Below are 17,543 nucleotides of genomic sequence, written 5' to 3'. Positions count from 1 at the left end.
GCACCAGTAGAAGAAACGAAACCAGAAATATCGTGTTTTCTAATCTTTAATCAAACCACAACCTTTTGTGTTGGATGAAATTTTGATTTTTGAATATCGTGTTTTCTAATCTTTAATCAAACCACAACTTGTATCTGCGATTCACTTAATCCTGAATTAATATCGTGTTTTCTAATCTTTAATCAAACCACAACTTGCTGCAGTTGTTTTATTAACGCTTCTTAATATCGTGTTTTCTAATCTTTAATCAAACCACAACCAAGATGCAGGCTATACAGGAGGCGTGAAGAATATCGTGTTTTCTAATCTTTAATCAAACCACAACTCTTTCGTCTGTCCATATAATTCCGTGCATAATATCGTGTTTTCTAATCTTTAATCAAACCACAACAAATCTCTATTATGAAAAAAAAGAAGAAATAATATCGTGTTTTCTAATCTTTAATCAAACCACAACTATCCATTTAACTGGCAATAAGCTTTTAATAATATCGTGTTTTCTAATCTTTAATCAAACCACAACTGATCCTGATGATGGTTTTCAGTTTTATCAATATCGTGTTTTCTAATCTTTAATCAAACCACAACACGGTTATCAAAGTAATTCTTCAAATCAAAAATATCGTGTTTTCTAATCTTTAATCAAACCACAACAATTATTTATTGATTCCTGTACTGCTTTTAATATCGTGTTTTCTAATCTTTAATCAAACCACAACTCCAGAATTAAATGTTACAAAGTCGATCGGAATATCGTGTTTTCTAATCTTTAATCAAACCACAACAGTTTTGTACCTGTAAAATTAGTCTTTAATAATATCGTGTTTTCTAATCTTTAATCAAACCACAACTGTATTTTATAGTTAAAAAATTCTGTTTCCAATATCGTGTTTTCTAATCTTTAATCAAACCACAACTGTCTGATAGTTTATCCAACTTGGTTGTTTAATATCGTGTTTTCTAATCTTTAATCAAACCACAACCGAATGCGTTTTATGCTCTGGGGTCTTTTAATATCGTGTTTTCTAATCTTTAATCAAACCACAACTTTAATTCGTCTAGTGCTTCCCTTACTTCGAATATCGTGTTTTCTAATCTTTAATCAAACCACAACTCTTTCATCTGTCCATATAATTCCGTGCATAATATCGTGTTTTCTAATCTTTAATCAAACCACAACTCCTGCTTTAGCAACGCATTGTGTATATAAAATATCGTGTTTTCTAATCTTTAATCAAACCACAACTTAAACTACAGGATAATGTTAATTTAGGGAATATCGTGTTTTCTAATCTTTAATCAAACCACAACTTACGGACAGTTAACTTTTAATAATGCATTAATATCGTGTTTTCTAATCTTTAATCAAACCACAACAGAAGATGCTAAACGAAAAGTTACAATTGAAATATCGTGTTTTCTAATCTTTAATCAAACCACAACCAGTATATGCCATTAGATGTTAATGCGTTAAATATCGTGTTTTCTAATCTTTAATCAAACCACAACTACTCAAAACATCAGTTATGAAACATCATTAATATCGTGTTTTCTAATCTTTAATCAAACCACAACTTTTAATAGAAACACAGCAAACGGATCAAAAATATCGTGTTTTCTAATCTTTAATCAAACCACAACTTAACTGGCAAACTTCATCTGATGGTATAGAATATCGTGTTTTCTAATCTTTAATCAAACCACAACTGGTTTTAATCAATTAAGTAATGCTGTAATAATATCGTGTTTTCTAATCTTTAATCAAACCACAACTGAAGATTTATTGTTTATAAAAAATATAGAAATATCGTGTTTTCTAATCTTTAATCAAACCACAACTTCTGGTAAATCAAATAAGCGAATAACTGTAATATCGTGTTTTCTAATCTTTAATCAAACCACAACTAAACAGTAAGTTATGAATTATAATATAAAAATATCGTGTTTTCTAATCTTTAATCAAACCACAACTTAGTAGTTTTCACCCTGAATACAATTATAAATATCGTGTTTTCTAATCTTTAATCAAACCACAACTTGAATTTCACAGCATTCAAAGCTACAACGAATATCGTGTTTTCTAATCTTTAATCAAACCACAACAATAGTAGATAGTTTAGGATTGGCTAAATAATATCGTGTTTTCTAATCTTTAATCAAACCACAACAATCTGCCCACAACAACCACGAATCACGACAATATCGTGTTTTCTAATCTTTAATCAAACCACAACTTGGGCGTGGTTCTGAGGTTTTAATTGAATAATATCGTGTTTTCTAATCTTTAATCAAACCACAACAGATGAGTACAAACAAATGTTTAACGTAAAAATATCGTGTTTTCTAATCTTTAATCAAACCACAACTGTTCAATGGGAATTACGTTCAATCGTGAAAATATCGTGTTTTCTAATCTTTAATCAAACCACAACAGCCGACCGCGCATTATCTACAGGTGTAGGAATATCGTGTTTTCTAATCTTTAATCAAACCACAACTATCAGGCTTGAAAATGAGCAACGCTATGCAATATCGTGTTTTCTAATCTTTAATCAAACCACAACACGCAATCAAAGAAACCAAACTAAAGCTTCAATATCGTGTTTTCTAATCTTTAATCAAACCACAACTCTGAGTTGGCTTTCTTTTTTGATGGTTCGAATATCGTGTTTTCTAATCTTTAATCAAACCACAACCCTCGGTTGTCCCGGTTCTTTTTCAATTTAAATATCGTGTTTTCTAATCTTTAATCAAACCACAACACCTTATGCTGCTCTAATTCTACATTTAAAAATATCGTGTTTTCTAATCTTTAATCAAACCACAACTTTTGATTACTGGTATAATTGAAAGAATAGAATATCGTGTTTTCTAATCTTTAATCAAACCACAACTGTTCCGAAACCAATTGTTGGTTTTTTTGAATATCGTGTTTTCTAATCTTTAATCAAACCACAACATTAGGATTCTTCCTTTTGCGGACGGTTCTAATATCGTGTTTTCTAATCTTTAATCAAACCACAACACAACGGGAATTTAGTTTTTCATTTATTTAATATCGTGTTTTCTAATCTTTAATCAAACCACAACTCTTTTATAGATTCTGAATAGTTTCCGACAAATATCGTGTTTTCTAATCTTTAATCAAACCACAACTTTTCTAATGCTGGGTTGTAAATTTCTTTAAATATCGTGTTTTCTAATCTTTAATCAAACCACAACTTTTATTATTTCTTCATCCCAGAACTCCTTAATATCGTGTTTTCTAATCTTTAATCAAACCACAACAACTCCTGATGCAACAATTGTTTTCAATTTAATATCGTGTTTTCTAATCTTTAATCAAACCACAACTTTAAGAGGTGCTTTACTTGGCAGTGCATTAATATCGTGTTTTCTAATCTTTAATCAAACCACAACAGCTGTAGTAGCAAGTGTTTTAACAAGTCCAATATCGTGTTTTCTAATCTTTAATCAAACCACAACTGAAAGCTATTGCATCCCTAATGGGTGGATGCTATACCTTTCAGTTGTGGTTTGAGATGATTAAGAGTTTGAAAAATTATGTCAAAGAACCTTCATTAATTTACAAAAATACTATTTTGCCCGTTGGTGACAAACTAAACTCATACCCCTCTACTAAACAGTCAAAAGAATTTACACCAATCTTTATCCATGGATATTTTTTGTGATCACCAATATTTTTTCCTCCCTTCATTCCTGTTTTTAAGCCCATAAATTCAGTTATTCTTTTCTTATCTCTTGCTTCTGAATGGTGTAATAACTTAATTTCAGCTGATTTCTCAACATCCATTTGAGTTATTTCAAATAATCGTTCTAATAATTTTTCTTCTGACATTTCAAATAATTCCTTTGGAGATTTATCATATATTAAAACCATTTTGCCTTTCGTTAAAATGTATTTCAATGGGTTTAAATTTTCATCTTTTTCTGGAGCAATTGGATATACTTTTTTATCATTATTACTTAATCTAAAATATTTACCTGCATCGATAATATTTATTAATTGATTACTTCTCGATATTTTCCCTTTTTTATCAATTCCTTCATATATAGCCATGCAGTAATTCCCATCATTCTTTGCATGATAAAATTGTTTGTGCTCGTGTCTTGAAACATCTCGATGTTTTTTAATAAATAACGGATTGGTTACATCGCTTGTATAATAACGAATTTTGTTTATTGGAACTGGTTTTCCATTTTTGTTTGGCAAAACATACAATTCATTTTTAATTTGATTTTCAAGAATTTGTATGGCATCCTTCGCTGGTTGCTCCTCTTCTTGTTTTAGATTTTTTAATTGCTTTTTTAATTCCTCAATTTCTTTCTTAATTTGTTTTTCTTGTTCTCTTCCACTTGAGACAATCTCTTTGATTTTATCATCAACAATATTTTTTAAATCTGTATCTTTAAATAAATCAATAGATTGACGCTTTACGTATTTTACAACTTCTTCGGTTTTACCTGTTTTTTTATCAACTTCTTCTCTTAAAATTGCACCATAAAAACTTTCTTTATGCAAAGCGCCTCTTACTGTATCGCCTTGTTTGTATTTGATTTCGCCTTTTTCATTTCTTTGAATAATTCCTCTTTTACGAATTGCTTTTTTACTTTGAACAGGTAGATTATCTGGTGTGTAATGGCTTATTAAAGTATTACTGTCAAAATCATCAACATCTTTGTGAAAACCTTCCCACGGAATTCTATGTGAAAATGATGGTTTTGGTTTTCCATAATATTCAAATTGTTCTAATTCGTAATAATAATTTGCCAAAGCATCATTAATATCTCTAGTACAACAAGCTACTACAACAGCATCTTTCGCATGATGTGCATGATTATCTCTTGATTTCTCATTTAGTCCCCACATTTGTCGCAAATTAGCAGTGGTTTTCCCTTTAATAGGATATACTTTATTGAATGCAGTTTTTAAAAATAAATTACCATACTTACTAATAATTCCAATATCTACCGATTGACTATTTTTAAATCCTTCCGGAACTTCTTCCATAATGAATGATTTATATTTTTTGAAGTAATAAGAGTATTCAAAACGTAATTTTGTTCTGTCAATAATGTATTTATCTCTTTTTTCTTTAGTAGAAGCTGCTTTTACTTTTTTGGATAAATCTTTTATTTGTTCTTCTATGGATTTGTATTTTGCATACCAATGTTTTATTCTTGGTAAAATCTCATCGTGATTAGAACATTCAAAAGGTATTTTGTTTTTTTTAGTCTGACGATTATAAATGGCACAACATAATGTTTTATTAAGCTGAGAATTATCTAAGCTTCTACTTCTTGGAATGGTGTGTTCAATATCAAATTTTGGATTATTTCCAATAAAATCAGATAAACAAATAGTTTTTCCTGTGTAAAGACAAACTTTTTGTTGTTCTATCCACAGTTGATATTTTAAAATATCTGTTTCCGTTGGTTCATAATCGTTGTAACTTGCATTTACATCATTGCAACCTTCAATGTTAGTTTCACCTCTAAAAATTGACTTAATTTCCTCAGTATATTTATCTCTTCTGCTTTTTAAATTTTCATTCCATTGCCTTATTGCAACTCGTTCGTTGGCAGAGTTTAATTCCCTTGGCATTTCGATATGAATAAAAGTATCTTCATCAATCATATCATCTTTAATTAATTGATTAACTACTCTTTTCAATTGATGCAACGATCTCATTGCCATTGGATTTTTTATAGATGAAATTAATGGGCTTCCTAAATATTTCTTCCCATCTTCTTCACTCCGTTTTGCTTTTTTATATACTTCAATGGCTGACGGATGATATAATTTTTTTAAACTATCTTCATCGATATTAAAATTATCACTCAAGAATGTTTTTAATATTTCATCAATAGTTTGTTTTTTAACGAATTCTCCTCGACCAGAATTAAGTTTCATTTGATTTGAAAAAAGTTCAAAACATTCCGACAAAATTTCATTTTGATAGTTTTCTGGTGTTTCATTCCATTTTTTTGTTCCAAAAAAGTCTTTAACTTGTTTTTCTAATCCGTTTCTATAAGCTTCTGCAACAAATTTATTATCAGAACTCCAGGTACCATTTTCTTTTTTTGCATTTTTAATCAATCCGTTAACTATCTCAATTTTATTACTATATACTTTATAATTTTCAATAATTAACTTAATTTCTTGGTTGATAACATTTCTGTTTTCTTCATCATTCCAAATTTCTGTTGATAAAATATTTTTCATATTAGCCAAGAAAACAGCGTGTGAGTAAATAAGATTTTGTCTCAAGTAAGGTAGAATATTTCTAATCGCCTTTAGACTCAAAGAACCATAGTCCTGTTTTAGTTTTATTTTAGAAAACTTTATTGCCGTTTTATCATTACAATTAAGATTATCAATAGCAAATTGCTTCAAAAGTTCTTCATTATCAAAACGAAATAATACATGCCAAATATCATCGATAATATCATCTATTGACTTTTGAACTTTTATATTGTTTTCTGTTTTAGTGTTTTTTACAAAATTTGAAAACAAATATTCCTTCCATTTCGTACCGAAAACATCTATTAAATTTGCAATTGTTGAGCAACCTGAAACATTGCTTCCTAAATTATAATTGAATAATACATCATATTCAGCAACGTTTTTGTCTTTGTAATATCCAAATTTTAAGCTTTTTGGTGTAAGTTTTTTTGCAATTTCAGAGAAATCAAAATTGGCTTTGGACTTTCTGAAAAATAAAGATCCAATTTGTTCTCTTTCATCTTCATTTAGTAATCTTAATTTCTCATCAGTAGGCAATTTAATTTTTACGTTATTCAAATAACTCAACATTCTGAATTCTTCAAAATCTGGATGAGAAATTGGCACACATGTTTTAATATTTTCCAATGGACATTTGGCAACTAAACCTTTTTGGGATTTTAAAGGCCTTTGAAAAAATATTGCTTTTTCAATTTTTTCTTTTGCTTCAGCTAAAACATTTTGCTTGTCACAGATATAATTGAATTCTGTTAAATAATGATCAATTCTATGAGTATATTCACCTCTTATTTTTTTACCTTTTTGATATAACGTGTAAAAATACTGGCCTAAAGTCGAACATCTTTCTTGTTCAATTTTCTCAGACAAATCACTTATTGCTCTCTTAACAGGTCCAAGAAATTCTTTTTTATTTAAACGTTCGAGCAACTTTTCTTTTAAATCATTATAGACCAATGCTGAATTTTCTTTGAAAATTGAATTGAAAGCTCTTGAAAGTGTAAACAATGGTTTATTACTAGTTTCGTCTTTATCAAAACTTGACACAAATTCTGAAAATAACTCTAAAAATTCCGCAATTGAAGTTGCATCATTTATTACAGCTGTTATTTCATTTTTCTTTTCTTCAATAATTGAATTATCGGAACTATCTAGTCTATTACTCAAAAAACCACGTCTTTGGGCAATATGATAAAAAGCCCTTCCTAAAATATATCTGTCTTCCTTATCATTTAAGTTAAGTGTTTCTTTGGCTGACTTATATCGATATGAATACGGGTTTTTGTTTTGCTTTTTCCTTTCTTCTTCATCTTCTTGATTATCTGTACTTAGCCAAATTCTGAATTCATCATTTTGTGGATAAATCTTTTTATATCGCCAATCATTAAGTTCTTCATCAGATAATTTTGGACACAAATTATTATCAGATAAAACCTTAAGTAATTCTATTTTTCTAATCTTTCGTCTATATTTTAATTTTCTAGCACTTCTGTACTCTGTCCTTTTTGCTGCTTTTGAACTTTCGCTATTGGTTTTGGCTTCAATATTCACACCTTCTGAAAATATTCTAACCCCTTTATCTACAAGAGAAAAATTATTCCCATCCTTATCCACAATCGCCCATCCTACGCTATTTGTGCCTAAATCTAATCCTAAAATCTTTGCCATAATTTTTAAAATTTAATACGCACGAAATCTACCACAAAAAAAATTAACTCAATTATGGTTTTCATCATTCAAAACAATTTATTTTTTCTATATATTTGTTACTGATTAAAATTTCTAATCTTTAATCTTATCACAATAAGGCTATATGCCGTAGAAATCTAAAATCCCGCGTACTCCGTGGGATTTACTTTTTATATAGAATGAAAACCTTTAGCCCAGCTTCGGTGGGACTTTTTATTTATATAAATTCTGGATATAGATACTTATAGATTCCCTAATCCTGATTAATAAAATACAGTTGTTGCGGGTCATTTGCAATTGCTACTAATGCATTATAAATATATTGAGCTACCAAAGCACCTCCTTCAATATTTATTAAATCAATATCATCTTCGGGTGTATGGTATTGCGAGTGGCCTCCGGTATGAAATCCCACAGCGGATATACCGGCTTTATAAAACGAGACATGATCAGAGCCTCCCACTTCGCCAGCATGTACAACCGGATTAAGGGAACTGTTTTCTCCTAATTTTTTCATCAATTCTACTCCATCTGGAAACGTTCCTGCGCCTCCCATGTAAATTTGCTTCTCTTCATTTAACCTTCCCACCATATCCATATTCAACATTACTTTTACAGCCTCTTTTTGAACCGGTAAATGGGACACAAAATATTTAGAACCTAAAAGTCCTTCCTCTTCTCCACTAAAAGAGATAAAAATAATACTTCTTTTAGGCTTGACTTTAGCATTTGATAATTCCTGCAATATGCATAGCAGAGCCGAAACTCCGGAAGCATTGTCATCTGCTCCGTTATGAATAGCGAAAGCTTCTTTCTTTTTACTGCCTGAGTTTTGTCCTCCCCATCCCCAATGATCATAATGAGCTCCTATTACTATATATTCGTTCTTAAGTTTTTCATCAGAACCTTCAAGATATCCTACAACATTCTGGGTCGAAACACTATCTGATTTCATCTTGTTTATTCCTTCTTTCACAAAAAGTGTAAAAGGCTGGTAATAATTGTTATCAAATTTTTTCAACCCGTATTTTTTAAAATACTTTTTGATATAGGCAGCAGCGTCATTATTGCCTTTGGTTCCCGGAAAACGTCCTTCTAACTTATCTGAAGAAAGATATTTATCATGTTTGTAAAATGTTTTGGCATTGATACCGTTCTGGGCATTTATAGTGCTGTTAAAAAATAATACACTAATGAAAAAGAGTTGATATTTTAAGTTTCTTAAAAATAGCATCGTTTATATAAATTACTTAAGTTCAAAAATTTTATCCATTAAAAGCCATTTTTCTCCGGTTTTTGCCTGAGGAAGTGCTTTTTGAAATTGCCACATCAAAGTTTCCCATTCCTGAACTTTTGGGTTTTCTGCATCCCGTTTTGCTTTTTCTTGGAATGAAAAATCAGAATTGGCCTCAATAATCATAAACAAACGGTCGGCAACATTATAAATTTCAAGACTGATAATTCCGGAATCTAAAATGCTCTGCTGTATTTCGGGCCAGACGTTTTTATGAAATTCTATATATTCGGCAATTAAATCCGGATCATTTTTTAAGTCAAGAGCCAGGCAAAATTTTTGCATCTTTTTTTATTTTAAATCAAAAATTGTGTGTTTAATAAATTTACGATTATAAGTATATAAAACATGTACTTTTTTATCTGAGGTCCGAATAATGGCCGGGTAACTGAATTCGCCTTCTTTTTGGTTTTCTAAATCAAATAATTTGCTCCAGGACAAGCCATCTTTAGAATATTCTACATCCAGTACATTTCTACCGTTAAACCAGTCTTTACCCATTTTTAAAGGATTATTAACCAATAAAAATGCTTTATTGGATAAGGTCACTGCATCAATTCCCGAATTCGAATTAACAACGTTGATACTGTCTGTTTTCTGCCAGGTTTTACCATTATCTTTAGACCAGCTTGAAATTAATTTATTGTGTCTGCTTCGTGATAAAATCTGAATCTCTTTAGCCGAATGAACTAAAAAAGTGGGCTGGATAATGTCGAAATTTTTCCTGTCATTAATATCCGTTATTGTCCAGCTGTCTGTAGATTCTCTATAAGTTTCTATAAATACTCTCCATTTATTATCATCGATACTCTCGGTGCTGCTTCCGCATAAAATAACTCCTGGGGTAGTTTCAATTGGTTTATTTCGAATTGGCCCTAATATTCCTTTTGGAAGATATTTTGCCTCACTCCAGGTGTTTCCGTTATCTTTAGAAACTATCATAGCACCAAACCATTCTCTCGGGTTCTTGCCGACTTTATAAAACAAATATAAATTTTGAGCCTTACTTTTAAATAAAACCGGATTCCAGCAAGGCAACGTATCGCCATCTTTAATTAGTGGCTCAATAATTTTTTTAGGCGCTGACCATTTTTTTTCTCTATAAGAAGAAATATAAATACTCACATCTTTTGCACCTTCATGTTTTCCGCCAAACCAGGCAGCCAAAAGAACGTTAGGCTCTATTTCAACCAATGTTGAGGCATGGCTCGCTGTTGTAACAGGATTTTCTGCAATATAATTTTGAGTGATATTAACTGCTTCCGGATTAGTTTGTAATGAACTGCAGGAAAAAACAGTTAGTACTAATAGCAGGATTACAGAATTAAATTTTAAAATTATTTTCATTTCACAATTAATCTTTCAATTCGCCCACCAAAACTCCTGAAACATTCCAATGGTTTGTACTCGGACCTTCATTGGGGCCTTGTTCTATAACAACTTCTATTATATGATTGCCCTTTGACAGTTTGTTCAGCGGAATAATATAAGGAGGAGTTAATGTTCCCGGACACCAATTTGACCTACTTAAATCACTGGAAGATAGACCATCAGAGAAATTCCCCGAAGCCGGATTAGATAATCGATAGGTTGCACAATCAGTTCGCCACGGAATAATTTTAAAAACCTCCTGACCATCAACAAACACTTTATTCATTCTTGGTACAAACTCATCTCCATTTCCCCAGCCTCCATGACCAGTTGTGGTATACAAAAGCTGTAAATTTTGTAGATTTTCTTTAATTTCAAAATTTACTTTTAAAGTATCATTCGCAAAAAGACCTCCGTAATTCTGACCTGACATTTCCATCGTATTTACTGTTGAAAATAAAGGTGCTACATACTTTTTCTTATTTGGTTTCTCTTCGTTATTTTTCATTGATGGATAAACATTGAGTTCCAGACTTATGGTATGACCACCAGCATCATAATTGCCAATAAAAACACCAATCCAGATTTCATCTTCATCAGTAGGAATAAGAGAAGTGACATCTTCTTTATAAACAACGTCTTTTGCCCAGTTATAATTATTTATTTTTCGTTTATCATTAAAATAATTAACTCCAAATGGCGTAAAAAACCTTAGTATTTCTATTGCCGGCGTATAGTCTTTTTCTTTTTTAATTCCCTGATATTTGTTTTTTTTATTATCTGTATAAATTGGTAATTTCTCCAATCCATATAAATATGCATCTAATAGTGTTGTGATGTTTTCCTTTTTTTTTGCTGGAATAATAAATACTGAACCAGTCCTGTCATACGCATCCCCATTAGATTTACAAGTTAGTTTTGCAAAAATGGCACTACTGTTTTTTAATTCGGGAGTAATTTTTATCTTTTTCAAAACTACACTTCCTTTAGAAAAATGATAAACCTTGTCTGTAAGAAAGTCTTTTTCGTTTGGAATTATTGAATTAGGATCGAAGTTTATATTTTCATTCTCAAAAATATGCAATTTAGTATATCTGGAGTTAATGAGAATTTCTTCAAATTCTGATTTATCAACTACTACTGTCTTCTCATCATAATTAATAAATGGCTCATAATTTTTAACTTTAGTTATCGAATTGGCTGTCAAAGTCTGATTTCCATTATAAACCATTTCCAGTACAAGTGCATTTTTACTAGGTAAATAATTACTGTTAGGAGTTCCTTTTACGGCAGCCTTTTCAGTATACCAGATATCAATTCTATTTGAAAAATAAGAAAAAGAAACATGCTGACAATTATATCCAAGTATGACACGGGTATCATTTTCTTTTTTAGGAACAGGCAAGCTGTCAAATGGAATTATTTTTTTGAAAACAATATTTCCATCCTTGATGGTGGTAACGTTATAATTGTTTTTTAAATCGATGTATTGTTGTATTTTATCTGTTGGTTTTGATAAAAAAACCATTTGATTGTATACATAAATTGCGATATTCTCGCCTGTTTTTTTTCCGTTTTCAAATTTATCATACTTAATTTTATATACCTCTGATTTGGTTTGAGCAACGAGTACTAAAGAAAACAACAATAATATGGTATTGAAAAATTTTATCATGTATTTACAAATCATTTATTATCTAATTTTTGACAAATATTAAACTGGAAAAAACAGAGGTAAGAATTACATCTTACCTCTGTTTAAACTTATAGGTGCTTTAATTGCACATTATTATTGAAATTTTACTTTATATCCCAGAATATTTTGGTGCTTAAATTATCATTTGCTTTTACAGCATTATAATTATCCGGATTATAAACACTCTCTGAAGTTGGATATGTCCAGCGTGTTGGCGGTGTTTTTCTCACACTGCTTGTTTCATCTTCACGGAATGTAAGAGCGGGAAGTTTCAATCTTCTTTGTTCAGCCCAGGATTCATCAGCCTGCATGATATTGTAATGAATGTACTTTTGAAAAGCAATTAATTCCAATTGAGCTGCTGGTGTTGTAGCTCCTGCAAAGTTAATAGCAGCAATATAAGCATCCACTTCAAGTGTTGTAGGCTCTACAGTTGGTTTCCATGTCAAAACATCAGCTTTATCACCTAATCTCACATAATACTCTACTGATTGTCTGATTGCTTTCTCAAAATAAGTTTTAGCTGTAGCACCATTACCATTTCTTGAATAGTACTCGGCAAGAATAAGGTTTACTTCAGGAGCATTTATTAATGTTCCCGGCAACCATTTATTTCTACTGAGAACCGAACGATTGTAAACAGCAATTTTACCATCTGTTATTAATTGTGTCTGAGCGCCGGATGCCAACGTTGGATCCAGTCCTTCATAAGTAGGAGCCACTATTATCACGTTGTTTACTACGCGTGATCCTTTTTCAAACAGCCATGGTTCACGAGGATCATTATTCGCATTCATGTGATCAATCATTGGTTTTGGGGCAAGATTATTTAAATCATCTTCTAAAGCATTAATAAAGCCTGAAGTATCTAAATCCCCATCCTGAGTATAAACCCTGAAAGCAATATTTTCAGAATTTTCATCTACAATTTGCCCTTCAGCAATGATTTCCGCCATTTCAGTATTTGCTCTTGTTGTAAAAGCAGGGACTGCAGAAACTCTATTCAAGATTTTTAAGCGCAAGGAATTACAATAGTTTTTCCAGCTTACCAGGTCTCCTTTGTTGATCAAATCCTGATTTTTGAATTCTGTTGCCACACCAGCAGACAAAGTAATCGAATTCAACTCAGTAGAAAAAGCTTTCAATTGATCCAACATAAGGGTATATAGTTCTGTTTGGTTATCATACTTTGCTAATGCAGCACCATAATTACCTCCCGTTAAACTAATTTTACCTGCCTGAGAAAAAGGAATATCTCCATAGTTATCAATCATTTTTTGAGTATGATCGTATAAATAAATAGTTGAAGTAATGGTATAGATTCTATTTTCAGTCTGCATAGCAGCAGGCAAAGAAGCCATCACTTTTTCCAACTCTCTATATTGAGCCATAAACTTATAAAATCTATCCCATCTGTTAACTGGTGCAGCTCCTGAAACATAGCGACCGGATGAGTTCATAAATCCATGTGCCTGCGTGTAGCTAAGAGAAGTAGATTTTAGAACGGTATAGTAATTCCAATAAGAAGGAATTACATCCTCAAAGTTAATTTTCATGAATCCGGCAAACTGTTTAGGTACAGTAGTGGTTTCAACCGTAGAGGGATTTGCATACGCATCTGCAAAATCGTCTTTTGAACAAGAGCTCAAAAAAACTGCTGCAGTTGTTAGCGATATATATAATAATTTTCTCATGTTATATTTTTTAAAATTAGAAATATCAAATTAAAAAGAGGCTCTTAACATACATCCAATACTTCTGGTAGCCGGATTCGTTCCCGCATTATTTATGTTTTGATACCATTTAGAACCTGCTGTAGTTCCTTCTGGGTCCATATCCTTAATTGATCTGTAGATGAAGAACAAATTACGTCCGTAAGCTGAAAAATTTAATTTTGAAGCACCAATTTTAGCAGCCCAGTTAGTTGGTAAACTATAAGTTAATGAGACTTCTCTCAATTTTACATAGTTGTTTTCCTTGATATACAATTCATAACGTGAGCTGCTGTATTGAGGACCTCCCCAGTTATAAGTCATATTATAGTAACCCGCCTGAGAGATTACATTCGTATTTGTTGCACCATCTGCTGTCACACCATTCATCAACATACCATCACGATATAAGGTTTGACCACCTGGTCCGGAAGTAGCACTATTAGGAACCTGAACCCCCTTACCATTAGCATCCATATAATAAGTTAAACCGCCACGCTCATTAGTACTGTAGTTCAAACTCTCTTCTGTCAATCCTCTCGAAGTCATCCAGTTAATACCTGTTGGCATCAAAGAACCTCCATAAGAATAATCAATATTAACATCTAAAGTGAAATTTTTATAATTAAATGTGTTCAATAAACCTCCCACACCTTTAGGTATTGCTGTCCCGTATTTTTGCCATTTATCGCCATCAATCATATAAAATCCATCAGAGTCAACCATTTTATTTCCATTGTCATCTGTCTTAACAGGATGTGCATAAATACCTCCAATTGGGTCTCCTACAACTGATTTCAATTGAGCAGCAGAACCGTCAAAGTCAGCATGTAATAATTCAGATGCACCATTAGCTAATTTCACCACTTTGTTTGCGTTTTTAGACCAGTTCAAAGTAAGGTCCCAAGAGAAGGATGTTGTTTTTACAGGAGTCGCGGTCAAAGCGATTTCAATCCCCTGGTTTCTCAATTCTCCAACATTAGCTATTATTTTCCCTGCTCCAGTTGTTTGTGCTAAATCTAAATCTAAAATTTGATCCTTAACTTGTGCATTGTAGTAAGAAACATCTAATCCTAGTCTATTTCCAAAGAATTTAGTTTCAAAACCAAGCTCATATTCGTTTTTCATCTCAGGTTTTAAACTTTCATTACCATACTTATCCATCGAAGTAGTAATCAATACTGGACTAGCTGTTCCTTGATTTCCTAATGTGGTTTGGTTGAAAGCTACGTTACCCCTGTACATCTCTGCATAGTTACCCACAATTCCCCATGAAGCACGAAGTTTTGCATAACTGATTACTTCCGGTAATGTAAACGCATCAGACACTATGAAAGAAGAATTGACTGAAGGATACGTAAAAGCATTGTTATCAGGATGCATAGTTGAAGTACGATCCCTTCTTATTGTTCCTTCGAGGAACAAATAGTTTTTATAGTTTCCGGTCAGAGTTCCAAATACAGCATCTTTTACAACTTTATCTCTTTTATTGGTAACTTTTAGATTGTTTACTGAAGAATTCAAATCGTACCAGCCTTCAACACTCAACCCTCCATCTGTAAATTGTGACAAACTCAAACCAGTTTCTTTTGATGCTGTATAACCAACTGTAGCTCCAATGTCAAACTTATCATTAATTTTTTTGTTATAAATTAACATTAAATCCCCATAAAGAATATTATAATCTTTAGAATCTATTTGAAATGAACCAGTACCAAATCCATAAACCAAAGGTCTTTCAACCGGATTTTTAGTTTCTACATTTATCGAAGTTAAATCTGTAGAAGCACGACCACGCAGCTTCAAATCTTGGTAAATAGTATAGGTTTCAGTAACACTGGCAATCAAACGGTTTGTAATTTCGTCCTGCTGATTTGCATTCGTATTCCAGAAATAATCACCTACATCTGCCTTGAAACCATTACGGATAATATTTTCATCCGGAGTCAAACTATTATTTGAACCCGTCACATATTTGTATCCTAAACTGGTTTTATATTTAGCCTTATACCAGTCTCCATTATCAAACGGGCTTATCATACCTGTAAAGTTGTTTATCAATCGATCTGTACCAACAGCACGGTTGTGAACATTCTGGTTCATATAACTCACGATGACATCTGTTTTCAATTTTTCACTTGTTTTGAACGATGCATTCAGGTTAAGGGTATTTTTTTTATTCATGTTCCCCATACTCAACCCTTTTGATTCATTGTGTGTGTAAGAAAAACGAATACTGCTATTATCCGTATTATTAGAAAGTGCAATGTTTGTTACGCCATCCCATGAATCTTGGAACATATTTTTGTAGCCGTCTTTTTGAGCTGAATAAGGACGAACAACACCATCCCATGACATAATTGGCTGACCATCGAACCATGGCCCAAAGTTATTAGTACTGGCCGAAACACCTCTGGTATCAGCAATTCCATCATTATTTGTATCATAATGAGCGAAACCATCAGGAGCTAAGTATCCAGTAGAATAATTTGCATTTGTCCAGCCCGGACCTCTTTCATATTGAAATCTTGGCAAATACGCTATTGAGTTACTGGAGTAACTCGTACTAAAATCTACACCTAATCCTTTTTTTCCTTTACCGGATTTAGATGTAATTAATACCACCCCGTTTACAGCTTCAGAACCATATAAGGCAGCCGCCGAAGCTCCTTTAAGTATGGAGATACTCTCAATATCTTCCGGATTGATATCTGCCAGACCATTACTTCTAATACGCTGATCACCCCAATAATCATTGTTTGTAGCCGCTCCATCGCGAATTGGCACACCATCCATAATAATAAGCGGTTGGTTTTTACCCGTAATAGAGTTGACACCACGAATATTAATATTGATGTTTCCGGCTCCTCCAGGAGTAGAAGTAATACGCACACCAGGTGCTTTACCATATAGCGCATTAGCAACGGTAGGTGAACCTGTCTTAACAATTGCCTCAGACTTAATCACACTGGTAGCATACCCTAAAGCCTTTTTCTCTTTAGACTGACCAAGTGCAGTTACAACAACTTCTCCTAATTGCTGACTGTCTGCACTTAAAGCTACATTAACAGTCGTCTGTCCTGAAACAGGAACTTCTTTTGTAGCAGAACCTACATAAGAAAATATCAAAATTGCTGATTGATTGGGAACAGAGATGCTGTATTTACCATCAAAGTCTGACGATGTATTGGTTTTAGTTCCTTTAACATTCACATTTACTCCTGGAATTGGCATTCCTTCAGCATCTGTGATTGTTCCTGTTACTGTCGCTGTTTGAGCCTGAAGGTTCTGAAACCCGAACAGGAAAAACAAGAACAGTAATTTTAGTACGTTTTGATTCATAGTTTAAATTGTTTTTTGAGTTAATATGATGTTAAATTTATGAATCTGTTTTGTTAACTAAATCATTATTTCGACAAATGACAGCTTTCAAAAGGTGTTGGTTAAAATTTAACTAAAAACAACGTATTTCCTTTCAAAATCTTTACATTTTCCAGCATTAAACATTATTAAAAT

The 17,543-nt window shown here is 32.1% G+C and carries 7 protein-coding genes and 1 CRISPR repeat array (1 of these 8 cut by a window edge); all 7 genes read right to left on the bottom strand.

Annotation, left to right across the window (positions count from 1 at the left end; all coding sequences use genetic code 11):
* Window positions 1–3,486: direct repeats of the CRISPR family, unit length 36 nt; unit sequence AATATCGTGTTTTCTAATCTTTAATCAAACCACAAC; it reaches 634 nt to the left of the window's first position.
* A gap of 100 nt (window positions 3,487–3,586) precedes the next feature.
* The 7 genes from cas9 to BXU10_RS06640 all read right to left on the bottom strand — a co-directional run bounded on the left by cas9 (window position 3,587) and on the right by BXU10_RS06640 (window position 17,369).
* Window positions 3,587–7,933, bottom strand: a complete 4,347-nt coding sequence (gene cas9 / locus BXU10_RS06670) for a type II CRISPR RNA-guided endonuclease Cas9 (RefSeq protein WP_078226684.1) — start codon at window positions 7,931–7,933, stop codon at window positions 3,587–3,589.
* A gap of 274 nt (window positions 7,934–8,207) precedes the next feature.
* The gene (locus BXU10_RS06665) at window positions 8,208–9,188 is read right to left on the bottom strand and encodes a M20/M25/M40 family metallo-hydrolase (protein WP_078226683.1); all 981 of its coding nucleotides are present in this window, start codon (window positions 9,186–9,188) and stop codon (window positions 8,208–8,210) included.
* Window positions 9,189–9,200: 12 nt separating this feature from the next.
* Window positions 9,201–9,533, bottom strand: a complete 333-nt coding sequence (locus BXU10_RS06660) for an L-rhamnose mutarotase (RefSeq protein WP_078226682.1) — start codon at window positions 9,531–9,533, stop codon at window positions 9,201–9,203.
* A 6-nt stretch (window positions 9,534–9,539) separates the two neighbouring features.
* Window positions 9,540–10,595 (bottom strand): exo-alpha-sialidase, encoded by a 1,056-nt coding sequence (locus BXU10_RS06655; RefSeq protein WP_078226681.1) that lies wholly within the window; start codon window positions 10,593–10,595, stop codon window positions 9,540–9,542.
* A 7-nt stretch (window positions 10,596–10,602) separates the two neighbouring features.
* Entirely contained in the window at window positions 10,603–12,294 is a 1,692-nt protein-coding gene (locus BXU10_RS06650; RefSeq protein ID WP_189328064.1) for a PNGase F N-terminal domain-containing protein, read from the bottom strand.
* Between the two features lie 125 nt (window positions 12,295–12,419).
* Window positions 12,420–14,009, bottom strand: a complete 1,590-nt coding sequence (locus BXU10_RS06645; protein WP_078226679.1) for a SusD/RagB family nutrient-binding outer membrane lipoprotein — start codon at window positions 14,007–14,009, stop codon at window positions 12,420–12,422.
* 30 nt (window positions 14,010–14,039) lie between these two features.
* Window positions 14,040–17,369, bottom strand: a complete 3,330-nt coding sequence (locus tag BXU10_RS06640) for a SusC/RagA family TonB-linked outer membrane protein (protein ID WP_078226678.1) — start codon at window positions 17,367–17,369, stop codon at window positions 14,040–14,042.
* Window positions 17,370–17,543: the final 174 nt, after the last annotated feature.

Source organism: Flavobacterium sp. LM4 (assembly GCF_002017935.1).
Lineage (GTDB): Bacteria > Bacteroidota > Bacteroidia > Flavobacteriales > Flavobacteriaceae > Flavobacterium > Flavobacterium chungangense.
This window is presented reverse-complemented; position numbering and strand designations above follow the sequence as displayed.

Coding starts and splice junctions, on each gene's coding strand:
- BXU10_RS06660 (WP_078226682.1), bottom strand. CDS start 9,533: ATGCAAAAATTTTGCCTGGCTCTTGACTTAAAAAATGATCCGGATTTA.
- BXU10_RS06640 (WP_078226678.1), bottom strand. CDS start 17,369: ATGAATCAAAACGTACTAAAATTACTGTTCTTGTTTTTCCTGTTCGGG.
- cas9 (WP_078226684.1), bottom strand. CDS start 7,933: ATGGCAAAGATTTTAGGATTAGATTTAGGCACAAATAGCGTAGGATGG.
- BXU10_RS06655 (WP_078226681.1), bottom strand. CDS start 10,595: ATGAAAATAATTTTAAAATTTAATTCTGTAATCCTGCTATTAGTACTA.
- BXU10_RS06665 (WP_078226683.1), bottom strand. CDS start 9,188: ATGCTATTTTTAAGAAACTTAAAATATCAACTCTTTTTCATTAGTGTA.
- BXU10_RS06645 (WP_078226679.1), bottom strand. CDS start 14,009: ATGAGAAAATTATTATATATATCGCTAACAACTGCAGCAGTTTTTTTG.
- BXU10_RS06650 (WP_189328064.1), bottom strand. CDS start 12,294: ATGATAAAATTTTTCAATACCATATTATTGTTGTTTTCTTTAGTACTC.